A 25134-nucleotide genomic window follows, 5' to 3' on the forward strand; every position below is an offset into this window, starting at 1 on the left:
TAATATATAAATTAAGATATAAGTAGAGGAAAGTGATAATATGGCACAATTAAGAATTGAAAATTTACATGTAGCAATTGAAGGAAAAGAAATACTCAAGGGTGTCAATCTTGTAGTTAATGAGAATGAAATCCACGCAATCATGGGACCCAATGGGAATGGGAAATCAACACTTCTTTCTGCTATCATGGGTCATCCCCGATATGAAATTACAGAAGGCTCTGTTTTTGTAGATGATATCAATGTACTTGAACTCGAAGTTGATGAACGCAGTAAACTTGGCTTGTTTTTAGGGATGCAATATCCGCAAGAAGTCTCCGGCGTAACGAACTCTGATTTTTTAAAGTCCGCATTAAATGCACGTCGTGATACACCGATTGGTTTATTTGAGTTTGTAAAGTCAATGGAAGGGAGCATTGACCGCCTTAAAATGAAGGAAGATCTTGCTCACCGATTCCTTAATGAAGGATTTAGTGGTGGTGAAAAGAAACGTAATGAAATCTTACAGATGATTATGTTGGAACCTCGATTCGCAATGTTGGATGAAATTGATTCCGGACTTGATATTGATGCGCTTGCACTTGTTGCGAGAGTATTAAAAGAAGAACAAGATAAACAAAAAATGGGTCTTATTATTGTAAGTCACTACGAACGTTTCTTTGAACTGATTCAACCAACCCATACTCACATTATGATTGATGGTCGAATTGTTTTAAGTTCTGATGAAACCTTAGTACGTAAAATTGACCGTGAAGGATACGATTGGATTGAAGCCGATATTCAAAAAGAGAAAGATCCCAAGCGTCCAACTGTTCTTGGAACATGTGCGGTGCGTGAAGCAATAGGTGATAAATAATGGCGACATTTACCTTGATGGAACCGATGAATTCAATCGTACTTGATATTAAAGGTGAAGAAAGCGTGTCAATTACCATTCCGAAACAATCAAAAGGAACGCTCTATATTATTGCGAAAGGTAAGGGAACGTTAGATCTAACGATCGATGTTTTAGAATATGCTAACTTTAAATATCTGTGGATTAATCAAAGTGATGAAGCATTGGTTGTTAATGAGCATATTAAGTTGCATGAACACGCACAATTTGTTGCGAATTATGGTGAAATGAGCAAAGGAAACCATCAAAAACACACACATATTGAGTACCTCGGCATTGGAAGTCATTGTGAATTTAAAGGTGCTGTGATTGCTTTTAATAAACTTAAGTGGACCATAAAAGCAGATCATCAAGCTCGAAAAAGTTATGCAATGGTTGAATGTAATGCTATCGTCCTTAATAAAGGAAGTTTAAATTTAGAAGTCATTGGTAGTATCTCGAAAGGGAATTCCGGTTCCGAAACGCATCAAATGAGTCGCATAATGAATCTTGGCGAAGAAGTTCATGGTGTTGTCTACCCGATGTTACTAATTGATGAAAACGATGTTGCTGCATCCCATGCTGCATCCGTGGGCCAACCCAATGAAGAACACATCTATTACCTGCAATCACGTGGACTGACACGTGAAGATGCATTACGTCTTATTATAATGGGATACCTCATGCCAATTGTGGATGCAATTGATGATGAGACGATTAAAGCACAACTAAAAGAAGAAATTACGGAGAAGGTGAATACGCAATGGATTCAATAAAAAAAGATTTCCCTTTTTTTAAACATCATCCAGATGTAAGTTATCTTGATAATGCTGCGACTGCATTAAAACCTCAAACTGTGATCGATGCGGTCGTTGATTATTATGAACGCCTTAGTTCCAACATTCATCGAGGCGATTATAATACATCACTTGAAACCAGTGATCTCTATGAAGCAGTTCGAAAGAAAACAGCTCAGTTTATTAAAACAACACCCGATTCGATTATTTTCACATCTGGTGCGAGTGAATCCTTAAACCTTGTTGCAAGTGGATACGCAAAGTATTACCTAAAAAAAGGTGATGTCGTTCTCTTAAACCAAGCAGAACATGCTTCAAATATTTTACCTTGGTATGCTTTGGCTGAGGAAGTTGGTTTTAGTGTTGAATTTATACCTTTAGATGATTCAGGTCATATTACACTTGAAATGCTAGCAAGTGCATTCCATGAAAACGTTAAAGTGGTATCAATGGCTCATGTTTCAAATGTTTTGGGATATGTTAATGATATTAAATCTTTCGCAAAGTATGCCCATGATCATGGCGCATTATTTTGTCTTGACGCCGCTCAATCGATTGGACATATGTCAATTGATGTCGTGGATTTAGATGTTGACTTTATGGCCTTTTCAGCTCATAAAATGCTAGGACCTACCGGTGTAGGGGTACTTTATGCAAAACCTGAAATTCAAAAGAAAATGTATCCCATTTCTCATGGTGGTGGCAGTAATATTCGTTTTGATGCATGTGGCATGGTCGAACTTAAGTCAGGTCCCGCGAAGTTTGAGGCAGGAACCCCAAATATTGAAGGTGTCTTAGGCTTTGGTGCTGCAATTGATTACTTAAATCAATTTGGTATGGATCGTATCCATGAGATTATTCTACCGCTCCATAAGCGTGCTTTGGATGCGTTAAATGCAATGGATCACATTACGGTTTACAATCAACACGCCGATATGGGACTGATCACATTTAGTGTTAAAGGGATTTTTGCTCAGGATGTTGCAGCTTATCTAAACCGCGAAGGCGTAAGTGTCCGTTCAGGTGAACATTGCGCTAAACTGATCAATGGAGCATTGAATATGGAAAAAAGTGTTCGCATCTCATTTTATTTTTATAATAATGATGCGGATGTAACTAAACTGATTAAAGCTTTAGAAACGATTACTTTAGAAAAGTGTATCGACCTTTATTTATAGATTTGGAGTGATAAAATGAATTATTTTGAAGATCCCCGTTTTCTTCGTCAATTAATTATGGACCATTATGAAAATCCTCGGAATAAACGTACAGACGAAACGTATCCGAAAAAGCGTGTAAGTACTGATTCATGCATTGATGATTTAACCATTCAAGCATTCATTAAAAATGGTGTCATTGAAGATGTTTGTTTCGATGGTCAAGCCTGTACGATTGCGACTTCCGCCGCTTCCATTATGACGGAACTTGTGAAAGGGAAGACTGTCGCGGAGGCAGATCAGATTATTGCAGAATACAATCGTATGATTCACTTGGAAAACTTTGATGAACAACTGCTTCAAGAAGCTGTTGCATTTAAAAATGTTGGTCGCCAAGCGAATCGTATTACATGTGCAACTTTAGGATGGCGTGGTTTAACGGATATTATTGAAGAAAGTAGGGATAATGATGAGTGAAGAAAAAATGGATGATCGCGATCGATTACCTAATGAAGAGTACCAATACGGATTTCATGATGATGTTGAAGGTGTTGTAGCGTTTGATAAGGGATTGAGTGAATCGGTTGTACGTGAGATTTCACGACTTAAAAATGAACCTGAGTGGATGCTTGAAATCCGTTTGAAAGCATATCAATCGTTTATGGATCAAAAGATGCCTTCGTGGGGTGCTGATCTTTCCAAGGTGGATTTTGATGAGTATATCTATTTCTTAAGAGCTAGTGACCAAGTGGAACGCAGTTGGGATGATGTTCCTCAAGAAATTCGTAATACATTTGATCGATTAGGAATTCCTGAAGCAGAAGCGAAATATTTATCCGGAGTTGCAACACAATATGATTCTGAAGTTGTTTACGCAAGTATGCTTCAAGAAGTAGAATCCAAAGGGGTATTGTTTTTTGATATGGATACAGGATTGCGAGACTATCCAGAGATTGTAAAGCAATATTTTGGAAAACTTGTACCTTATAATGATAATAAGTTTGCAGCACTCAATACTTCCGTATGGTCCGGTGGGTCGTTTATATACATCCCTAAAGGTGTAACACTCGATAAACCACTTCAGTCCTACTTTAGAATTAATGCAGAGCAAATGGGACAGTTTGAACGTACCATGATTATTGTGGATGAAGGTGCAGATGTGCATTATGTTGAAGGATGTACGGCACCCATTTACAAAAAAGATGCGATGCATGCTGCAGTGGTGGAAATTTTTGTACATAAAAATGCTAAGTGTCGTTATACGACAATTCAAAACTGGTCATCGAATGTTTATAATTTAGTTACTAAACGTGCTCAGGTGGAAGCGCATGGAATGATGGAATGGATTGATGGTAATATCGGTGCCTATATTACTATGAAATATCCGTCATGTGTTTTAATTGGAGAATATGCGAAGGGCATGACAATTTCAATCGCAGTGGCAGGTGCTAATCAGTGGCAAGATGCTGGCGCTAAAATGATCCATAAAGCACCAAATACTCAGAGTACAATTATCTCAAAATCTGTATCACGCAATGGTGGTACGGTGAATTACCGTGGGATTGTGCATCATGATAAAAATGCAATTAATGCGAAAACAAAAATAGAATGTGACACCTTAATTCTTGATCAACTTTCGATGAGCGACACGATGCCCGTGAATGTGGTGGATACGAATGCATCAATTATTGAACACGAAGCGCGTGTCTCTAAGATTTCAGAAGAGGAACTCTTCTATCTTATGAGCCGTGGTTTAAGTGAAGAACAAGCATCTGAAACCATTATTATGGGATTTTTAGAACCATTTACTCGAGAACTTTCTATGGAATATGCGGTAGAATTAAATCAATTGATGAAAATGGAGATGGAAGGTTCTGTTGGATAAGAAAAAGATTGCTCAAGGTGTCTTAGAAAAGCGCAAGCAATACGATGTGCTCATGCGTGCTCCTTGGGATAAGGCAATTCATAATGCTGTTATTGATCGTTTAGAGGGTCACCAAACCATTGCACTTTATGCCGCATTTAATCATGAAGTAGATACGTATGGTATTATGGAAACGTTATTTTGGGATAAGCACTATACAATTTGTTTACCTAAAATTAAAGGTGATACCATGGAATTTTACGTCATAACAGGCTTTGATCAACTACAACCTGGAGTGATGGGGATTTTGGAACCTACAGGTAATCAGAAAATTTCAGCGGATGAAATCGACGTTGTTATCATACCGATGCTAGTATTTAATCAAAACGGTTATAGAATCGGTTATGGTGGCGGATATTACGATCGATTTTTAGCGAAAGTGAGCCCCGTAAAAATCGGAATTGCGTACTCATTTCAGGAAACGGATGTTCTTTTTCAAGAAGATCATGATATCCCTTGTGATGTCATTATTACCGAAAATGCAATTTTTAACCCTAATCAAGATTAGGGTTTTTTTATAACTTAATTGGTGTAAACTTTAGGAAATTAAATGCTATAATGATGTTTAGAGTATATGAGGTATAAAAATGTCTAATAAAACAAAAGTTTTTAATTTTAGTGCTGTCATGTTTTTGATGTATGCTTCACATGGATTGTTGTTTCCACAGGTTGTGCCATTTTTAACGCATCTTGGTTATTCGGCATCACAGCGGGGACTCATTCTTTCTTTTCTTGCTATTATTGCGATGGTAGGACAAATTCTATCGGGATATTTGTGTGATCGATATGGGACGATTAAACGTTTCTTTATTTATGGAACTTTTATCCTTGCGGCAACAGGAATGCTTTCCTACTGTGTTAATATTCATAATTTTTATTATCACTTCTTTTTAGTAGGGACGATGGCAGGTACTGTCCGAATTCTCTCTAATTTATTTGAAACATGGGTTCTAGAGGTTGATGGGATTTATCATCAGTTTAGTTTTATTCGAAGCTTTGGTTCACTTGGGTGGGCCTTAGCCTCTCTTGTATCAGGTTTTTTTATTCATCGCTATGGTTATCCATCACTGGGTTATCTTTCAGGGATTATGAGCTTTGTTGTCATTTTCTATTCCTTCAAACTTGAAGATGCCACAAAACAAAAAAATGATAATGTTGCGACTGCCTTAAGATTAAAAGATTTGAAAGTTCTTCTTACGAATAAACGTTACATGTATTTGGTTGTTGTGTTTACATTGACATATTTTGTTATGAATGTAGACTCGATTACGATTACAGACTATATCTTTCATCTTGGTGGGAATGCGCAAGATGTTGGTGTCAAATGGTTTGTGGAAGCATTAAGTGAAATTCCACTTATGTTAGTAGGGGGAACGCTCCTAAAGAAATATGGTGGAAAGAACCTGATGGTTTTCTCCAGTATTGTTATGATTATACGTATGGTAACGTATGGGATGGCAACTTCGGTGTTTCAAATTATCGTACTTTCAACACTTCAAGCGATTACGTTCCCATTAATACTTGTTGCACAGAAAGATTTAATTTTTAGAGAATCACCAAGTCACTTACGATCGACTGCACAAATGTTTTCAATCTCAATGAGTATTGGATTCTCTGCGATTATTACACCGCTTGTATCTGGAATACTTGTCGAACGCATGCCTATACAAATCGTTATCTTTATTTTTGGAGTAATCATGATCATTCCAACTATCATGATTTCAATCTTTAAACCAGCTCACACAAATTAACACAGTTTCTGCGAATTCTTACCACAATTTTTTTGTATTCTATATACGTAAACAAATTGTTTACAATGACTATATTTTCTTCTCCTTAAAAATAAATATGGTTACAGATTTCCCTTGTTAAATAATATTTTTCCGAAAAAAAGGCGTATTGCCTTTTTTTTATGGCTCTTTGAGTTTTACATTACCTTAAACGATGATTTCATGGTAGAATATTATATGTTGAAAGAGGTATTATTATGAATATTGTTCAATTAACATCTGAATCAATTCGTGAGTTACGCGAGAAGCGTAATGGTATCATGAAAAGTATGATTGAAGGGCAGGATGGTTCCCTCCTTGTTTTAGGTGGGTCTTTTGCGGGGGAAGAACGCCAACGTAACATTGTGTCTTATGCAGTATTCACCATCTTTTTTGAGCTTTGGGAACGATTTAATATGGAGTCTTGGTCGTATACGTTTGATGAAGAAGGTCTTATGTTCTACATTAAACTTGATGAAAGCGCAAAAACGGTCAAAGATATTTTGGTTCACTACGAAGATCACCATCCATTAGGTTTTGCAATTGATAGTGATGTATTCGATTGTGATCAAAAGTGGACCCGTGAGGCGCTGGGTTATAAAAATAGACTTGATGACTATTATAAGTCCTCGCTTGAAGAACTGATGAATGATATTGTAGAAGATCCAAAGTACATTGATAATTATACAAAACGAGTTGAAGGTTATATTGTAAAAGGTGATAAGCAGACGATTCTGTCAAACATCTTAGTTTATGGTTATGTGAGTTCCTTTACCAAAACAATGGGATTTGGTATGTATGGCCCGAATTATCGTGGCAGTAATGAGCAAATGAATTTTGAAAAATTTATTCATCTTGTTCGTACTTACAAAGATGAAATGCAACGTATTTTTTCTGTTAATAGCACAAGTACGGTTGATATTGCCCGATTCCAAAATGAGGTTGAAACAAAAATTCAACGTGCCGTTTTAAATCAGCAATCCTACCACTATACCGTATTCATTACTAGCACAGTAATGTTTGCATTTATAAATTCACGTGGCTATGCGGATATAACAAAACAAATTAAAAAAATCAGTGAGGGGTTCACTCAAAATAATATGTTTACTGAGGAACCGAAGCGATATGAGATTTTAAACAATGGTATGCGTGAGGTGTTTAATCAATACGTACCATTCTTACAAAAAAACAAATCGATTACATCAACACTTCTCTATATTATGAGTCGTCATGATGATCAAGCCGTTTTAATGCATAATGGAGAGCAAGCATTATTAAAAACACAGTTTTTGGCTAAAAACTTGATTTTTAAAGAAGATAAGTGGGCTGAGCTCGATAAGTTTTGTGCATCAGGATATATCTATCCACATGATGCAACGACACTTTTAGCGGTCACATGTATGTTGGATATTATGCAACGTTATTATTTGAAAATTAAAATGTTATTTGATACACAAGAAAAATAAAGGTGGAAAAGAAAATGAATTTTTTAGAAGAATTAAACTGGCGTGGTCTTGTTAAGGACGTTACCAACTATGAAGCATTGGAAAAACGATTAGAACAACCGATTACGCTTTATTGCGGGTTTGATCCAACTGCGGATTCACTCCATGTCGGTCATCTTCAACAATTAATTTTATTAAAACGTTACCAAATGCAAGGTCATAAGCCTATTGCTTTAGTTGGTGGTGCTACAGGTATGATTGGTGATCCACGTCCTACTACAGAACGTTCAATGCTTAATGATGCGGATTTACAAAAAAACGTAGATGGAATTGGAGCGCAAATTGAACGTATTCTATCAAGTGATAATAACCCAGTAACAATCGTAAATAATCGCGACTGGTTGGGAGGTCTAACAGTTTTAGACTTCTTACGTGATTATGGTAAATTCTTCAGCGTAAGTAACATGTTAGCCAAAGATACCATTGCGAAGCGTTTAAGTACTGGAATTTCTTTTACGGAATTCTCATACACAATCTTACAATCGATTGATTTCTTACATTTATACAAAAACTATGGTATTGAGCTTCAAATTGGTGGTTCGGATCAATGGGGTAACCTTGTAAGTGGTGCGGACTTAATTCGTAAGGTTGAAGGACCGGAAGCAGAAGTGTTTGGTATTACATCGCACTTAATTATGAAGTCTGATGGTACAAAATTCGGTAAGAGTGAAGGTCAAAATATCTGGTTGGATGAAAACCGTACGGATGCTTATAGTTTCTACCAATTCTTTATTAATACAAGTGATGATGACGTTATTGATTTCTTAAAACGTCTTTCATTCAAGAGTGTGGAAGAAATTCAAGCAATTGAAGCTTCATTTATTAAAGAGCCTCATTTAAGACTTGCGCAAAAAGAACTTGCGAAAGAATTAACGGAAGTAGTCTTTGGTAAAGAGGGTTTTGCGATGGCAGAACGTGTAACCAATGCACTCTTTTCTGGAAATGTTCAAGAATTAACTGTTGAACAAATTCGTCAAGTATTTGCAGATAGTGCATCCATTGAAGTTTCAGCAGATGAAAATATTGTTGAATTACTCGTAAATACAAAAGTATGTCCAAGTAAGCGTGAAGCACGTCAACTGATCGAAGGCGGTGCAATTCGCGTTAATGGTGAAGTTGTAAATGATACAGATTTTGTCATTTCGAAAGACAATGCAATTGGTAAAGAAGTAACAGTGATACGCAGAGGTAAGAAAACGTATCATATCTTTAATCACACAAACTAAATCGTAAGAGGTATAATATGAAAAAACTATTTTTGGTACTCTTGAGCATATTTTTATTAACAGGATGTTCAGTGAATGAAAAAAAACTCTATACTGAAAAACTTAAAAGGTATGAGTCTTATTGGAATGCAATTAATGATAATGACCGCTTCGTAGAGTCATCTCGATTCTTTGATATTTCAGCTACAATCGAAAAACATGAGGATCTTTATGTTTATGGTGTTGTTGTTGATAAACCGAAGATTGCGATGTATGGCGTTGAAATTGTTGTATTAGAAAACAATGAAGATTACCATGCCGATAAAATGATGCCAACTGCGGGTATTTTTGATTCTGAATATAATTTAGTACCAGGTCAAGTACGAAAAGATCGCAACTATATGGGTGGTATCAGTCTCGCAGGGGAAGTTGATGTCCCTGAGGTAACGCTGAATGTTCTTGTTTCATGGCGTAATAATACAAAACTTGAAACACAACGTGAATTTGTTCAGTTTAAGTTGAAATATGAGGAACCGAAAAAAGAGGAATCAAAGTCCAATAAAGCTGATTCAAAAAAAGAGGAACCTAAAAAAGAAGAAGTAGTAGATAAAACCGATAAAGACGATGAATAGGGTTACGATTTAAAGTATTAAAAAAACCATTCTTAAAGTGAGAATGGTTTTTTTGATTTAGAGGGTAAAAAAGACTCCCTCATAGAGGAAGTCTTAGGGTTATGAAGATTAACGGTTGTAGAATTCAACTACTAATGCTTCATTAATTTCTTGGTTTAATTCACTACGTTCTGGTAAACGTTTGTATTCACCTTTGAATTTATCTTTGTCAAATGTAACATAATCAACCATTGATACGTTAGCTTCTAATGAATCTTTGATTGCTGCCATTGAACGTGAAGATTCTTTAACTTCAATTGTTTGACCAGGTTTTACAATGTATGAAGGAATATCAACTTTTTTTCCATCTACTAAGATATGACCGTGATTAACTAATTGACGAGCTCCACGACGTGTGCGTGATAAGTTCATGCGGTATACAACGTTGTCTAAACGTGATTCTAACATGAATAAGAAGTTGTGACCTGCAACACCTTCAAGTTTTGAAGCTTTTTTGAATGTGTTATAGAATTGTTTTTCAGTAACTCCATATGTGTAACGAATACGTTGTTTTTCACGTAATTGTAAACCGTAGTTTGATAATTTTGGACGACGTGCTTTACCGTGTTGTCCTGGTGCATAATCGCGACGTTGTAGCTCTTCACCTGTTTCAAGGATTGAGAAACTTAAACGACGTGCTTTTTTCCAAACTGGACCTTTAATTCTTGCCATAGTAATGACCTCCTAATATGTCATTAGCGAGTTCCGCAAATTATTATTAGTTGAGTTTATCTATAATCGTTTCCCTGTACAGCGTAGGTACTTTGATTCCTGCCGCGGGATAAACACGTGGCTAATAACTTTGCGTGCTGCACTAAAAATATGACGCTTATATAATATACCTAAATTGAGGTGAAAAGTCAACGAAACGCATTTAAGAACCAAGCTATCTATGGTACAATAAATTCAACGAGGTGAACGTATGAATTTTCAGATGATATTAAAGTTAATGAATGACTACAAATATATAATTGCTGTTGTCCTAGTGCTGTTAATCATTGGTGTTTTTGTCTACATACGTATGGCTAAAAAACGTCGATTAAATAAAGCCTTTGAGACCTTAGAGGTTCGATACAACGAGCTGATGAGTATTCCTGTGTTGTTTAAAATAAATAAAGCAAACGGATTGGCTAAATTAAATCCAGATGTTGAGAAAAAAGTTTCGGAGTGTAAGGCAGAATTCAGTGAAATTAATGCACGACAAGAAGAGATTTCAGATGCACTTGCGGATTCGGAGGATGCACTTGCATTTGGAAAACTAAAAGAAGCATCGAAGCACTTATCGCTTTTGGATGAGTTAATTGCGGAGTCGATGGAACAAACAATTTCCCTTAATGATAATCTCGAAACGTTACTCGAGCAAGAAACACGTCAACGCATGGAAATCACAGCCTTAAAGGATCGTTTTAGAGAATTGAAGAAAAATGCAATTGAAAACACTTCAGGTTTAGGCGATGCTTTCCCAACAATAGAAGATCAAATTAAAGAAATTGAACAAAACTTTTCCATTTTTGAAGAATGGATGTATGCTTCTGATTTTATGAAAGCACAAGAAATCAGTGAAGAAACAAGGGTTTCAATTGATGATTTAGAGACGAAGATTACTGAAATTCCTAAACTCTACGAACATGCGAAAGGCTTGATTCCTCAATTACTTGATGAGGTATCGAAACTGTATCAAGGTGTTCGTCAAAATGGTGTTTTTGTTGAGCATCTTGAAGTTCCAAAGAATATTGGTGTTCTCAGTGAAATTCTAAAAGATGATCTCATTAATATTGGACAAGGTGAAATTGAAAAGTCACGTACCAGCCTAAAAGAAAGTCAAAAACGTTTAGAACAACTTGCACTTTCGATTCAAAAAGAAGATAAGGCTCAACGTGAAGTCGATTCACTGAGTGAAGAAGTATTTGAGAATTTAGAATTCCTTGTGGATAGCATCGAGAAGATGTGTAAGGATGCACACAAAGTTGAAACGCGATTTAATTTTGATGGATATACAGAAAATGTGGGTGTATTCTCGCAACGAATTCAAGAGTTTAGCGAATCGGGTGTTAAGGTTTCAAGAATGATTGAAGAAGAAAAAATTCCAGCCTCAACAATCCTCATATCGCTTCAAGAACTCGGACAAGATGTTTCGATGCTTAAAGATGAATATCTCGTTATGAATGAAAAAGTGGAACGTGCGAATGCAGATGAAGTTCGCGCAACGAAACAACTTCTTAAACTCCATCTTATCATTAACGATGTTCAAGTAAGAATTCAAAAACGTTCGTTACCTTCAATATCCGATAAGTATGCTTCGGATTTGGAACGAGCATATAAATATACTGATCAAGTAAAAGAAATGCTAGGTCAAGATGTAATTGATGTTAAGCTTTTAAACGCTACTGTTGATGAAGCAATCGATTATATCTATAAACTACACAACAACGTCAATAATTTAGTGGGTGTGGTCGACATGTGTGAAAATGCAATCGTTTATGCAAATAAATTTAGAGCTTTTGTCCCAGATATCGATGCCGAGTTAACCCGTGCAGAGTTATCCTTCAATAGTGGTGATTATACACAGAGTTTGACTACAATCATTAATTCTATTGATCGATACAGACCAAATACGGCTTATGAGGAGATGATTCGTGACAATGCAAAAAGCGCACGATAAACCAATATATTTAGATTATTCAAGTACAACACCAACGCGTCCTGAAATTCTCAAGGATGCGTTGGTAATTATGGAAAAGTATTATGAAAACGCAGACTCGCTCCACTATGGTGGACAACGCGTATCAGATCTTGTAGTGCAATCTCGTGATGCATTAGCAAAAATGCTTGGAGTGCTTCCTCATGAGATTTTTTTCACGTCTGGAGCCAGTGAGTCAAACAGTACAGCGATCAAGGGAATTGCGCTTGCAAACCGTCATCGTGGTAAACATATCATTACAACATGTGTTGAACACAGCTCAGTAATGGGTGCGGTACAACAATTAAAAGAAGAATTTGGCTTTGAAGTAGATTATTTGGGTGTTGATACGAAAGGTTGTATTTCACTTGATGAATTAAAACAAAAACTTCGTAAAGACACTGTATTAGTTACTGTTATGGCAGTAAACAATGAAGTAGGGAGCATGACAGATGTTCAAGAAGTAGCTCGAATAACAAAAAAGTATTCGAGTGCTTACGTTCATATTGATGGAGTTCAGGCGCTCGCGCGACATGATTTCCCTATGAAACAAATTGACAGTGTTTCCTATTCTGCGCATAAAATTTATGGATTAAAGGGAAGCGGACTTCTTGTGAAAAAAGCAAATGTTAATTGCTTACCACTTGTAAATGGGGGACAGCAAGAAGGCGGCCTACGTGGTGGAACATTGGATAATGTCTCTGCGATTTTGTGGGCTAAAACACTCCGTTTAGCAGTTGAAGACCACAAACGTTCAATTAATGATATAATACGCATGAATAAATTTTTATACGATACTTTTGATGGAATGGAGAACATCCACATTAACTCAGATATTAACGGTTCGCCGTATATCTTTAATATGTCTGTTTTAAATGTTGGATCGGAAATAATGATGAATGGATTAAATGCAAAAGGCATTTACGTATCTGCACAAAGTACGTGTAATTCGAAATCGTTGGAACCTTCACATGTATTAAAAGCCATGGGTTGTGATGAAACGTGCGCACTGACAAGTGTACGCATTAGTTTATCGCATTTAACAACAATGGAAGAACTCGAAAAAGTTTGTGAAACAATATTGGAGATTAAAAATTATGTACAACACTAATTATGAATTTATTGTTTGCCGCTATGGTGAACTATCAACAAAAGGGAAAAATCGTCGTAACTTTACAGCGCAACTTGTGCGTAATGTACGCTCGCAACTTGTTGCATTCCCAAATCTAACATATCGTGAGACGTATGACCGTCTTTATATCACTTTAAACGGTGAAGATGGCCTTGCCGTAAGTGGTGAACTTCGTCACGTATTTGGTTTGAGTTCTTTTTCTCTTGCAGTTAAAGTGGAACGAGACCTCGATCTTATTGCTGATGTAGCTGCAGAAATGATTCAAAAAGAAGAAGGCAAAGCAACTTTTAAAGTTATTGCACGTCGTCATGACAAATCTTACGAACATATTTCAGATGTAATTAACCGCCATGTTGCAACGAAAATATTACAAACAACAGACTTTAAAGTTGATGTGCGTAAACCAGATGTAGGAATTATCATCGAAGTTCGCAGTGACTCAGCATACATTATGATGGGGCGGGTTGACGGTGCTGGTGGATATCCCGTTGGAATCCAAGGTAAAGTTATGGTTATGCTTTCAGGTGGAATCGATTCTCCTGTAGCTGCATATCTTATGATGAAGCGCGGCGTACGTATTGAAGCAATTCACTTTGCATCACCACCATATACTTCAGATGAAGCACAAAAGAAAGTTATGGATCTTGCGCAACAACTTACAAATTACCAAGACCACATTCGCATTAATGTTGTGCCATTTACCGATGTACAACTTGAAATTTATAAAAAAGTGCCCGAAAGTTATGCGATCACTATGATGCGTCGCTTTATGTTGCGTATTGCTGAGCGTCTTGCATTCCGACGTAATTGCTTGGCAATTGCGAATGGTGAAAGCTTAGGTCAAGTTGCATCACAAACACTTCACAGTATGAAAGAAATTACGAATATTGGAACCTTGCCAATCTTACGTCCATTAATTACATACGATAAAGTTGAAATCATTGATCTAGCACGTAAAATTGATACGTATGAAACGTCAATTTTACCGTTTGAAGATTGTTGTACAATTTTTACACCTAAAAACCCTACAACGAAACCTCATGGGGATAAGATTTTACGATTTGAAGAGGGACTCGATATTGACGCGCTTGTTGATGAAGCAATCAAAAATATCGAAGTAGTAGAAGTTACAAAGAAAAAACAAGAAGATACACCATCGTTCTTATAGGAGGAAGTTATGGCATTCGATAATTTAACAAACCGATTACAAGATACATTTAGAAATATGACCGGAAAGGGAAAACTTTCTGAAAAAAATATAACTGATGCTTTAAGTGAAATTCGAATTTCACTTTTAGAAGCAGACGTAAGTTTAGATGTTATTAATGAACTTTTAGAACATACTCGTAGTGAAGCACTTGGAATGAAAGTTACACGTGATGTGGAACCTTCACAAATGTTTGTAAAGATTGTTAATGATAAATTAATTGAAATTTTAGGTGAAGAAAAGTCTGAACTGGATTTCAATCAAAAACCAGGAATTTTAATGATGGTTGGTTTGCAAGGTTCAGGGAAAACAACTACAATTGCTAAAATTGCAAACAAACTCAATAAAGAAGGAAAAAAAGTATTGTTGGTTGCAGCTGACTTAGCACGTCCAGCAGCGATTGAGCAACTCAAAATACTTGGTACGCAAATCGGTGTTGAAGTATTTGCACAAGAAAACAGTACACCTGTTGAAGTTGTAAAGAATGCACTTGCACACGGTAAAGATTTTGATCTTATCCTTATCGATACAGCGGGGCGTTTACAAATTGATGACGCGTTAATGCAACAACTTGTAGACATTCAAGCACTTACAAAACCTGATGAGATTTTACTCAGTGTTGATGCAATGAGTGGTCAGGATGTAATTCATGTCGCTAATGGGTTTAAAGAAAAATTAAATATTACGGGTTTAGTCGCTACAAAATTTGACGGTGATTCCCGTGGTGGTTCAATTCTTTCGGTTCGTTATATGACCCAAGTCCCTGTAAAATTTGTCGGAGTTGGTGAAGGTATTGATGAGTTGGATGAGTTTTATCCAGATCGTACAGCATCCCGTATTTTAGGTATGGGAGATATTGTAAGTCTTGTAGAAAAAGCACAAGAAAAAATGGATATCGAAGCTTCGGAGCGTTCAGCAGAGCGCATGATGAAGGGGCAATTTACGCTTGATGACATGTTAATTCAATTGCAACAAGTCTCTAAGATGGGACCATTATCAGGGCTTATGAAAATGATGCCAGGTGCTAACCAATTAGCAGGGCAAATCGATGATGCAGATGCTTCAAGTACGATGAAGAAAACAGAAGCAATGATTTTAAGTATGACGCCTGAAGAACGCAATGATCCTAAAATTATTCGTTCAACACGTAAACGTCGTATTGCTGAGGGTTCTGGTACATCTACAACAGATGTTAACCGTCTGTTAAGCCAATATGAAAAAATGCAAAAACAGATGAAGATGTTATCTCGTTTCATGGGTAAATAGTCTCATTTTATAATAATAAACAATCAGAAACAGCATGAGGATGCGGTATTTCCACGGTAATACCAATTCTAAATGTTTTGATTTAAATCGTGAAAACGCACTTCGTACAGAGTGTTTGTTTCATATTTAAATTTAACTTGATTATTTAAGCCGTTTATGATAAATTATATAGGCTTAAAGCACTCTGGTTCCGCTGTTGGAATCATTATGAACCAGTTTTAACATATATAGACAGAAAAAGGAGAATTACTATGTCATTAGCATTAGTACAAGAAATTACAAAGTCACAATTACGTAACGACATTCCTGAATTCCGTCCTGGATGTACAGTACGCGTAGACGTTAAGATCCAAGAAGGTGGAAAGACACGTATTCAAGCATTTGAAGGTGTTGTTATTAAAACTCAAGGAACTGGAATTTCAGAATCATTTACAGTTCGTAAAATGTCATCAGGAATTGGTGTGGAACGTACATTCCCAATCAACTCACCTATTATTGACAGCGTAACTGTATTACGTAAAGGTAAAGTACGTCGTTCAAAACTATACTACTTACGTGACCGTTCAGGTAAATCAGCACGTATTAAAGAAATTCGTTAGTATTAGCCGTATTTATACGGCTTTTTCTTTATTGTAGGGAGGGTATGAAATGAATAAAGGCGATGATAAGTTTTTAATCGCGGTTAAAGACTTTATTAAAAGTATGGTAATTAGTCTTGTTTTAGTTATTTTAGTAACGCAATTTATTGCGCGTCCTGTTCGGGTAGAAGGTTTATCCATGTACCCGAGTCTTAACGATAAAGAATTAGGCTTTTCAAATATTTTAAGCATGAAAATGAAAGATCCAGAGCGCTTTGATGTTCTTGTGCTCTATCTTGATTCGCAAAAGAAACATATTGTGAAACGTGTTATTGGTTTGCCTGGTGAAGTTGTGGAAATTCGCGATGAGAAGTTGTACATCGATGGAAAAGAAGTTGAACAACCGTTCTTAGATACGGATTACGTTCGAGAAATGACTTCAACGGGAAAAGAGTTTTCACGTGATTTTGGTCCGATTAAAGTTCCTGAGGGTGAGTATTTTATGCTCGGGGACAATCGTATTCGTTCCAGTGATTCACGTGATTATGGAACTTTTAAACGTGATGCAATTAAGAGCAAAGACGTATTTGTCTTTGTTCCATTTAATAAAATAAGAACAGTAGGAAAATAGGAGCGTGATTTGATGTCACAGGTACATTGGTTTCCGGGTCATATGGCAAAAGCGATTCGATTGATTGAAGAGCAAATCAAAGTCGTTGATTTTGTCATCGAATGTCGTGATGCACGTGCACCGATGTCGACTCGAAATCCTGTTTTGTCACGGTCAATTGGACAAAAGAAACGTCTTATTGTTTTGACAAAGAAAGATTTAGCGGACCCAAAGCAAAGTGAAAAATGGGTAGAAAAGCTCGAATCTGAAGGGAATGTCGTACTTTTGGTGGACGTTATTAACGATCCCGTACGTAAAATGATTATTGAAAAGACGGATATCGTCTTAAAAGAGAAACGTGAACGCGATAAACGTCGTGGGATTCGTCCTCGAACTGCACGTGCATTAATTGTAGGTGTTCCTAATGTTGGGAAATCCAGCGTTATAAATAAAATATCTGCACGTAAAGCTGCAGGTGTTGAAAATAGACCGGGTGTTACACAATCACTAAAACTGATTCGCGTAACACAAGATCTTGAATTGGTTGATACACCAGGTGTATTATGGCCGAAATTTGAAAGTGAAGAGATGGGTATTATTTGTGCTGTTATTGGATCGGTTAAAGATACTGGGTATCCAATGGCGCTTGTCACGGATTATGCACGTGACTATTACATTCAATATAAACCTGAAGAATTAAAACGACGTTATGAACTCGAATCGTTTGATGATTTTTATGATCAAGTGGGTCGTTATCGCGGACTTCTCGGAGAAGGCGGAACGGTGAATGATGATAAAACGCGCGTTGCATTTTTAAGTGATATTCAAAATGGACGGATTGGACGCATTACATGGGATCACTTATAGATGAATTTGAAGTCAATTATTGGGAACAAGGGAAACTTGTTGTCGGGATTGACGAAGCGGGTCGTGGCCCGATGGCAGGTCCTTGTGTCGTATCAGGTGTTATTTTCCCAAAAGGGTATTATGATGCTCGTATTAACGATTCGAAGCAGTTAAGCGAAAAGCAACGTGATGAATTGGTATCGAATATCGAATCGAATGCATTATGGACGTTTACGGAAATAATTCCAGTTGATATTATCGATCGTGATAATATCTATCGTGCAACTCAAAATGCCATGAAAAAAATAGCCATCGAAAGTAAGGCTGATATTGTATTAACGGATGCGATGCCATTAGATGATATCGCGATTCCTGTTGAGGCAATTGTTAAGGGAGATGCGCGTTCGCTTTCTATAGCAGCTGCAAGCATTCTTGCTAAAACAGTTCGAGATGGTCTGATGAAAGTTTACGATCTTGAGTTTCCAGAGTATGGTTTTGCCAAACATAAAGGATACGGCACGAAACAACATAAAGAAGCAATTCTTAAATTTGGTCGTTGCCCCATTCATCGTAAATCTTTTCGATTTAAAGACGAGACACAAATATCATTTGATATTTAGGTCTTGTTTTTTTTATTGCTTAACTATTATTGGTGATAATGTGAGAAATTACTTAAAAAATCTTGCAATACATTTACGAGGGGATTATCCTAGTATATGTCGTTTCATTCATGAGGGTCGTAATGTTCCCTCCTATGACTATCAAGGGAATTATATTTGTTATGGTGATCGCGCTTATCCAAGTAGTTTTTATGAATTGGATTGTCCGCCATTTGTAATTTTTTATGAGGGGAATCTTTCATTTTTAAATGAACAATGTATTGCTGTAATTGGTTCAAGAACTCCCAGCGAATATGCTCTAAGAATGACTGAGGATTTTGTTGGAAATGTAAGGGAGCATTATACAATTGTTTCAGGTCTTGCATATGGTATTGATATCACAGCACATCGAGCAGCACTTGATTTTCAATCGATAGCTGTGGTAGGGTGTGGTTTAGATATATGTTACCCATCAAAGCATCGGGTTGAGTTTGAATTTATGAAAAAAAATCATTTAGTCATTTCGGAGTATCCAAAGGGTGTGCATCCGCATAAGCATTATTTTCCTTTTCGAAATCGATTGATTGCCGCTTTGTCTCAAAGTGTGTATGTCATGAGTGCATTTGTTCGCAGTGGAACTATGCACACGGTTAATGAAGCATTAAAGTTGAACCGAAGAGTTATATGTCTTCCTCATAATCTTGATGATATCACAGGTGCTGGATGCAACCTTTTGATTCAAGAGGGAGCCGAGGTGTTGACAAACCTCGAAGATTTATCCAATATATAAACTAAGGAGTGTTGGCTATGAAAAATTTAGTAATTGTGGAGTCACCTTCAAAATCTAAAACAATTGAGAAGTATCTTGGTGAGGATTTTGAAGTTGTTTCTTCAAAAGGTCATATTCGAGATTTAGCGACGACTGGTAAAGGTGGTCTCGGTGTAGACTTCGATAATGACTTTGAAGCAACATATAAAATAAGTAAAGATAAGAAAGATGTTGTTAAGGAATTAAAAGCAAAAGCAAAAAAAGCAGATGCTGTTTATCTTGCAACTGACCCTGACCGTGAAGGAGAGGCGATTTCTTGGCATCTTGCGAATGAATTAGGCGTTGATCTTGATCAGGATAATCGAGTTGTTTTTAATGAGATTACCAAAGATGCTGTTTTAAGTGCATTCGAATCACCACGTCATATTGATATGAACTTGGTGAAATCACAAGAGACACGTCGTATTCTTGACCGTATTATAGGTTTTAAATTGTCTAAGTTATTACAAGCTAAGATTAAAAGTAAAAGTGCAGGGCGTGTTCAATCTGTAGCGCTGAAATTAATCGTAGATCGTGAAAAAGAAATTGATGCATTTACACCTGAAGAATACTGGTCAGTGCTTGCGTTCTTTGAGAATGAAGGAAATATCATAGAAACTAGTGCAGAACGTTTCAAAGGTAAAAAGTTAAAGCTCACAAATGAAGCAGAAGCACAAGCTGTGCTCGATGCAGCTCAAGGGTCCTTTAAGATTACAAAACTTGAGAAGAAAAAACGTAAGAAGGAATCAAAACTTCCTTTCATTACTTCCACACTTCAACAAGAAGCATCAACACGTCTTGGTTTTCCTGCAAAGAAAACAATGCGTGTTGCTCAAAAACTCTATGAAGGAATTCAGATGGGTGCGGATACAGAAGGTTTAATTACTTATATGCGTACCGATTCAACGCGACTCAGTAATGTTTTTGTTGAAGATGCAAAAGCATTTATCGTTGAAGAATACGGAAAAGAATATTTAGGTAAATACCGTCAAGGTAAAAAGACTGAAAATACACAGGATGCTCATGAGGCTATCCGACCAACAAGTATTTCGCGTCGTCCTGAAGAAGTTAAATCTTACCTAACACCGGATGAATATAAATTATATCGTTTTATTTACTATCGAACACTCGCATCACTTATGGCACCTTCCATTTCGGATTCAGTAAGTGTTGTTTTTAGTCAAAATGATTATGATTTTAATGGGAGTGGTTCAATCATGACCTTTGATGGTTACTTAAAGGTATATGAGTATGAAAAAACTACCGATAAAGTAATGGGTGAGTTGGATGAAACGAAAGCGTATAATGCGCAAAAAATTGAAAAGAACCAACACTTTACACAACCACCAGCACGTTATACGGAAGCACGTTTAATTAAAGAACTCGAAGAATTGGGTATTGGTCGACCAAGTACCTACTCAATGATTTTAGAAACGATTGTTTATCGTGCCTATGCAACGTTTGGTGCCGTTTCTGAGACATCGAAAACGAAGGTCTTTAAACCTACAGATCAAGGGATTTTAACGAACGAAAAACTTCAAGAACACTTCTCGGATATTATTAATGTTCACTACACAGCGAATATGGAAGATGAATTAGACCGTATTGCTGAAGGAGAAGAAAATAATGTTGAAGCGTTACAGCGTTTTGTAGATAAGTTCTATCCATTGCTTGAAGAAGCAGATGAAAAAATGGAAAAGATTGAAGTTGAAAAAGTTGGTGAAGTTTGTCCCGATTGTGGCGGCGAGCTTGTTTACCGATTTGGTCGTTATGGAAAATTCATAGCTTGTGGAAACTTCCCGGAGTGTCGTTATAATCGCGCCTTGGATCAAGATAAACGTCCCGAGCCTGAAAAGACTGGGGAAGTCTGTCCAGACTGCGGTGAACCCTTAGTAAAACGTAAGAGTCGTTATGGTACATTCTTTGTAGGATGTTCTGGGTTCCCTAAATGTCGTTATATTCAACCTAATGAAAATGCAAAAAAACCAAAAACAAAAAAACCCGAACAAGTGTCAGCGGAACATGAACCTTTAGGTGAAGAAATTAAAGATTAATTAACGAGCTGACATCCATTATTAAATTATGGTGCATTAAACGCGTTTGTATTTGATGCATCGCGTATAATTTAAAATGTATGTCAGTTTTCTTTGGCATAAAATTAAGATAAGGAAGGTAATTATGAAACAACCTCAAGTTAGAGTAATAGGTGCAGGATTGGCAGGGAGCGAAGCTGCTTACCAACTTGCAAAACGTGGATTTGTCGTAGAACTTGTGGAGATGCGTCCTGTTAAAATGACGCCTGCTCATGTAACGGAGCATTTCGCAGAACTTGTTTGTTCAAATTCATTTCGTTCTGATGATTTAAATAACGCCGTAGGACTTCTTAAGGAAGAAATGCGTCGCTTTGATAGTATTATTATGAAATCGGCGGATGAACATCGTTTGCCTGCGGGAAGTGCGTTAGCTGTAGACCGCGTTGGTTTTAGTGAGAAAGTATCGGAAAAAATTTCAAAGATGGATAACATAATCGTTTCAAATCGCGAAATGACCGAACTGGATGATTTACCAACAATTGTTGCAACCGGCCCATTAACATCCGATAATTTTTCGAAATACTTGATGAACTATCTTGGACAATCGGAGATGTATTTTTATGATGCGATTGCACCGATTGTATCGGTAGACGGTATTAATTTTGATATTGCTTATCGTAAATCACGTTACGATAAAGGGGATGGTCAAGATTATATTAACTGTCCAATGGATCGTGATCAATTTGAAGCATTCCACCGTGCTATTTTAGAGGCGGAAGAAGCTCCAATGCGTGATTTTGAAGACGTTAAGGTTTTTGAAGGTTGTATGCCTGTTGAGGTAATGGCGCGTCGTGGTATTAAAACAATGTTATTTGGGCCATTAAAACCCGTAGGTTTGGAAAAACCGGATGGCACGCGTCCATATGCAGTAGTCCAATTACGTCAAGATAACGCAGCAGGATCTCTATATAACTTAGTAGGATTTCAAACGCGTTTAAAATGGGGTGATCAAAAACGGATTATTCAAATGATTCCTGGTTTGGAAAATGCAGTAATCGTTCGTTATGGTGTGATGCATCGTAATACATTCATCAAATCGCCTTTACTTTTAAATCATCACTATCAATCAAAAACTCAGCCATCGCTTTTCTTTGCGGGACAAGTAAGTGGTGTGGAAGGGTATGTTGAATCAGCTGCAAGTGGACTTGTTGCGGCACTTAACATGGCGCAATTCCTAAAACAAGAACCACTTATTGATCTTCCTCAAGAAACGGTAATGGGTTCAATGGCTTATTATATTTCACATGCAAATCCATCACAGTTCCAACCTATGAATGCGAACTTTGGAATTGTATCGAATCGATTAAAAGATCGTGAAGCAATGTCTGTTCGAAGTCTTGCGCACATCGATAAATTTGTTTCTCAGTTTGGATAAGACACTTCGGTGTCTTTTTTTATTTAGATTAGCGTATAATAAAAACAAGAGGTGATTGAATGAAAACAGAAGAACTTGTTATGGATTTTATGCGTCATATTGCGATTACAAACACATCTTCAGAACATACCAATGTTGCCTATGAACGTGACATTCGTCAATTTCTCGACTTTATTGAAGGGCAAGCAGTTCATGAAGTAGATCGCTTGATGGCATATGATTACTTAAATATGCTTTATGATTCAAATCTTTCCAGTTCAAGTGTAGCGCGAAAGATTTCCACACTTCGTTCATTCTATAAATTTTTACAAATTAATTACGGACTAACTGATAATCCCTTCCAACAAATTAAAATTAAACGTCAAGGAAGACACCTGCCACATTTCTTAATGTATGATGAAATCGAAACTTTATTATTAAGTTGTGATGAGTCTGTTTTAGGTGTTCGTAATCAGGTCATGATTGAATTAATGTATGCTTGTGGTTTGCGTGTGAGCGAAGTTGTGGATTTACAAATTCATGATTTAGATCTTACAGAGCGCTCGCTGCGTGTAATTGGAAAAGGCAATAAAGAGCGTCAGCTTTTCTTTTATGAATCCCTTGTACCTAAACTTTGGTCCTATCTTAATCTCTATCGTCCTCAATTTCCGAATGTTTCGGATACTGAAGCTGTTTTTTTGAATCAAAGAGGCAAGCCACTTACGCCACGAGGAATACAACACATTCTAGAGCACCAAGGTAAGACCGCAGGACTTCGAATGAAGTTGCACCCGCATATGTTGCGTCACAGCTTTGCGACGCATTTATTGGACAATGGTGCGAGCTTGCGTGTGGTTCAGACATTGTTAGGTCATGAATCATTAAGTACAACTCAAATCTACACGCATGTGAGTATGCAAAAAATTAAAGAAGTATATGATGATGCGATTGAAAAAATACCACTCACATAATCTTACATACTTTTGGTATAATTCTTACATATTGTTTGTGTATGATTCATATGTAAGAAGAAACTCTTACGCGTATGATTCCTCTTCTCCTTTATTCATATCCCCTTATGAATAACCAAAAATCATACATAATCTTTCCCCTTATAAATAAATAGTAAAAAAAGAGAAGCAAATAATAGAGCTTTTCTTTTTTTTGCGTAGAATTCGCAAGACCCTTAAAATAAATATATCTTGACTTGTTGCGCTATTAAGGATATAAAGAGTATGTTATTTTAGTTTTACAATTATATAAGTTGTACAAAATTAAGGTTGAATTTACAAAAAAACGAATCATCGAAAACATGAACGGTTTTTGTTTGACATTCCAGTTTGTAATCTATATAATTAAGTAGCGTTAAAGAGTAGGGTGAGAGTATGAAATTTTATAGAGCTGATTTAGATCGGTTAAAATCACCACGTTTAGAAATAGACGAGGAAATAATCATCGATCAAGATCTCTTGAAAGGTTTTTCTCTATGTACTGCTTTACGTGAGATCTTCGCAGTAGGTCATGGTTATTATGACGAACACACTTCAAAATTAATTACTGATCTGACAATAGAAGGTATTATGACAGTACCCTGCGCCATTACATTAGAACCTTTTGATATTGAATTTTCAATACCAGTTGGTGATGTGTTTAGCTTCGAGAAACTCGAAGATGACGAAGTAGGTATTGAAATTGAAGGTGAAGAGCTTGATCTTGATCCATATTTATTGGATTCTATCTTAGCTGCAGTTCCCCTAAAGGCAATCCATCCGGATCTTAAGGAATATCCAGAGGGAGAAGGCTGGCAGGTTATGACTGAAGAAGATTATACAAAAGAGAAGAGTCAAGAGATTGATCCTAGACTTGCAAAACTAAAAGACTTTAAGTTTGATTAAATGGAGGTGAGACGATGGCAGTTCCAAAAAGACGCACATCTAAAGCAAGAAAAAACAAACGTCGTACACATTATAAATTACCTAATGTGACATTAGCTAAAGATCCTCAAACTGGGGAGTGGAAATTACCACACCGTGCAAATCGCGACGAGGTTAAATAATAT

Annotated in this window: 25 protein-coding genes; 24 read left to right on the plus strand and 1 reads right to left on the minus strand. The window is 36.7% G+C overall.

Features of this window, described 5'->3' with window-relative positions; genetic code table 11:
- Window positions 1–40: 40 nt before the first annotated feature.
- From sufC to EL194_RS05990, 10 genes are all read left to right on the plus strand, one after another.
- Entirely contained in the window at window positions 41–856 is an 816-nt protein-coding gene (gene sufC / locus EL194_RS05945; protein ID WP_003773113.1) for a Fe-S cluster assembly ATPase SufC, read from the plus strand.
- Window positions 856–1650, plus strand: a complete 795-nt coding sequence (locus EL194_RS05950) for a SufB/SufD family protein (protein ID WP_003773114.1) — start codon at window positions 856–858, stop codon at window positions 1648–1650. The genes sufC and EL194_RS05950 overlap by 1 nt, the downstream gene beginning before the upstream one ends.
- Entirely contained in the window at window positions 1638–2849 is a 1212-nt protein-coding gene (locus EL194_RS05955; RefSeq protein ID WP_003773116.1) for an aminotransferase class V-fold PLP-dependent enzyme, read from the plus strand. Before EL194_RS05950 ends, EL194_RS05955 begins: the two co-directional genes overlap by 13 nt.
- Window positions 2850–2864: 15 nt before the next feature.
- Window positions 2865–3305: a Fe-S cluster assembly sulfur transfer protein SufU gene (sufU, locus tag EL194_RS05960; protein WP_003773118.1), complete on the plus strand. Its 441-nt coding sequence runs from the start codon at window positions 2865–2867 to the stop codon at window positions 3303–3305.
- Entirely contained in the window at window positions 3298–4713 is a 1416-nt protein-coding gene (gene sufB, locus EL194_RS05965; RefSeq protein ID WP_034886480.1) for a Fe-S cluster assembly protein SufB, read from the plus strand. The genes sufU and sufB overlap by 8 nt, the downstream gene beginning before the upstream one ends.
- Complete coding sequence (locus tag EL194_RS05970; RefSeq protein WP_003773123.1) at window positions 4706–5260, plus strand: 5-formyltetrahydrofolate cyclo-ligase; 555 nt, start codon at window positions 4706–4708, stop codon at window positions 5258–5260. Before sufB ends, EL194_RS05970 begins: the two co-directional genes overlap by 8 nt.
- A 79-nt stretch (window positions 5261–5339) precedes the next feature.
- Window positions 5340–6503, plus strand: a complete 1164-nt coding sequence (locus EL194_RS05975; RefSeq protein WP_003773125.1) for an MFS transporter — start codon at window positions 5340–5342, stop codon at window positions 6501–6503.
- Window positions 6504–6739: 236 nt separating this feature from the next.
- Complete coding sequence (locus EL194_RS05980; protein ID WP_003773127.1) at window positions 6740–7987, plus strand: citrate lyase holo-[acyl-carrier protein] synthase; 1248 nt, start codon at window positions 6740–6742, stop codon at window positions 7985–7987.
- Window positions 7988–8001: 14 nt separating this feature from the next.
- The gene (gene tyrS, locus EL194_RS05985) at window positions 8002–9252 is read left to right on the plus strand and encodes a tyrosine--tRNA ligase (RefSeq protein WP_034886483.1); all 1251 of its coding nucleotides are present in this window, start codon (window positions 8002–8004) and stop codon (window positions 9250–9252) included.
- 17 nt (window positions 9253–9269) lie between these two features.
- The gene (locus EL194_RS05990) at window positions 9270–9863 is read left to right on the plus strand and encodes a membrane lipoprotein lipid attachment site-containing protein (protein ID WP_003773132.1); all 594 of its coding nucleotides are present in this window, start codon (window positions 9270–9272) and stop codon (window positions 9861–9863) included.
- Window positions 9864–9971: 108 nt separating this feature from the next.
- Here the strand turns inward: EL194_RS05990 and rpsD are convergent, their stop codons facing one another.
- Window positions 9972–10574 (minus strand): 30S ribosomal protein S4, encoded by a 603-nt coding sequence (gene rpsD / locus EL194_RS05995; protein WP_003773135.1) that lies wholly within the window; start codon window positions 10572–10574, stop codon window positions 9972–9974.
- A 250-nt stretch (window positions 10575–10824) separates the two neighbouring features.
- On the opposite strand from rpsD, the gene EL194_RS06000 reads away from it, so the two are divergent.
- From EL194_RS06000 to rpmF, 14 genes are all read left to right on the plus strand, one after another.
- The gene (locus EL194_RS06000; protein WP_003773137.1) at window positions 10825–12564 is read left to right on the plus strand and encodes a septation ring formation regulator EzrA; all 1740 of its coding nucleotides are present in this window, start codon (window positions 10825–10827) and stop codon (window positions 12562–12564) included.
- The gene (locus EL194_RS06005) at window positions 12545–13693 is read left to right on the plus strand and encodes a cysteine desulfurase family protein (protein ID WP_003773141.1); all 1149 of its coding nucleotides are present in this window, start codon (window positions 12545–12547) and stop codon (window positions 13691–13693) included. The genes EL194_RS06000 and EL194_RS06005 overlap by 20 nt, the downstream gene beginning before the upstream one ends.
- Window positions 13680–14882 (plus strand): tRNA uracil 4-sulfurtransferase ThiI, encoded by a 1203-nt coding sequence (gene thiI / locus EL194_RS06010; RefSeq protein ID WP_013852718.1) that lies wholly within the window; start codon window positions 13680–13682, stop codon window positions 14880–14882. Before EL194_RS06005 ends, thiI begins: the two co-directional genes overlap by 14 nt.
- 9 nt (window positions 14883–14891) lie before the next feature.
- Window positions 14892–16187, plus strand: coding sequence for a signal recognition particle protein (ffh, locus tag EL194_RS06015; protein ID WP_003773144.1), 1296 nt, complete (start codon window positions 14892–14894; stop codon window positions 16185–16187).
- A 251-nt stretch (window positions 16188–16438) separates the two neighbouring features.
- Window positions 16439–16786, plus strand: a complete 348-nt coding sequence (gene rplS, locus EL194_RS06020; protein WP_003773145.1) for a 50S ribosomal protein L19 — start codon at window positions 16439–16441, stop codon at window positions 16784–16786.
- A 49-nt stretch (window positions 16787–16835) separates the two neighbouring features.
- Complete coding sequence (gene lepB / locus EL194_RS06025) at window positions 16836–17396, plus strand: signal peptidase I (protein ID WP_003773146.1); 561 nt, start codon at window positions 16836–16838, stop codon at window positions 17394–17396.
- Between the two features lie 12 nt (window positions 17397–17408).
- On the plus strand, window positions 17409–18242 hold the full coding sequence (gene ylqF, locus EL194_RS06030) for a ribosome biogenesis GTPase YlqF (protein ID WP_003773147.1): 834 nt from the start codon (window positions 17409–17411) through the stop codon (window positions 18240–18242).
- On the plus strand, window positions 18227–18841 hold the full coding sequence (locus EL194_RS06035) for a ribonuclease HII (RefSeq protein ID WP_003773148.1): 615 nt from the start codon (window positions 18227–18229) through the stop codon (window positions 18839–18841). Before ylqF ends, EL194_RS06035 begins: the two co-directional genes overlap by 16 nt.
- 40 nt (window positions 18842–18881) lie before the next feature.
- The gene (dprA, locus tag EL194_RS06040; RefSeq protein ID WP_003773149.1) at window positions 18882–19610 is read left to right on the plus strand and encodes a DNA-processing protein DprA; all 729 of its coding nucleotides are present in this window, start codon (window positions 18882–18884) and stop codon (window positions 19608–19610) included.
- A 17-nt stretch (window positions 19611–19627) separates the two neighbouring features.
- Window positions 19628–21682 (plus strand): type I DNA topoisomerase, encoded by a 2055-nt coding sequence (gene topA, locus EL194_RS06045; protein ID WP_003773150.1) that lies wholly within the window; start codon window positions 19628–19630, stop codon window positions 21680–21682.
- Window positions 21683–21806: 124 nt separating this feature from the next.
- Window positions 21807–23096, plus strand: a complete 1290-nt coding sequence (trmFO, locus tag EL194_RS06050) for a methylenetetrahydrofolate--tRNA-(uracil(54)-C(5))-methyltransferase (FADH(2)-oxidizing) TrmFO (RefSeq protein ID WP_034886486.1) — start codon at window positions 21807–21809, stop codon at window positions 23094–23096.
- Window positions 23097–23155: 59 nt separating this feature from the next.
- A complete protein-coding gene (gene xerA, locus EL194_RS06055) occupies window positions 23156–24046 on the plus strand; it encodes a site-specific tyrosine recombinase/integron integrase (protein ID WP_003773153.1) in 891 nt (296 codons plus the stop codon).
- Window positions 24047–24460: 414 nt separating this feature from the next.
- Entirely contained in the window at window positions 24461–24970 is a 510-nt protein-coding gene (locus tag EL194_RS06060; RefSeq protein ID WP_003773154.1) for a YceD family protein, read from the plus strand.
- Window positions 24971–24984: 14 nt separating this feature from the next.
- On the plus strand, window positions 24985–25131 hold the full coding sequence (rpmF, locus tag EL194_RS06065) for a 50S ribosomal protein L32 (RefSeq protein ID WP_003773155.1): 147 nt from the start codon (window positions 24985–24987) through the stop codon (window positions 25129–25131).
- The last annotated feature ends 3 nt before the right edge of the window (window positions 25132–25134 follow it).

This window comes from Erysipelothrix rhusiopathiae, from assembly GCF_900637845.1.
GTDB classification, from domain to species: Bacteria; Bacillota_I; Bacilli_A; order Erysipelotrichales; family Erysipelotrichaceae; genus Erysipelothrix; species Erysipelothrix rhusiopathiae.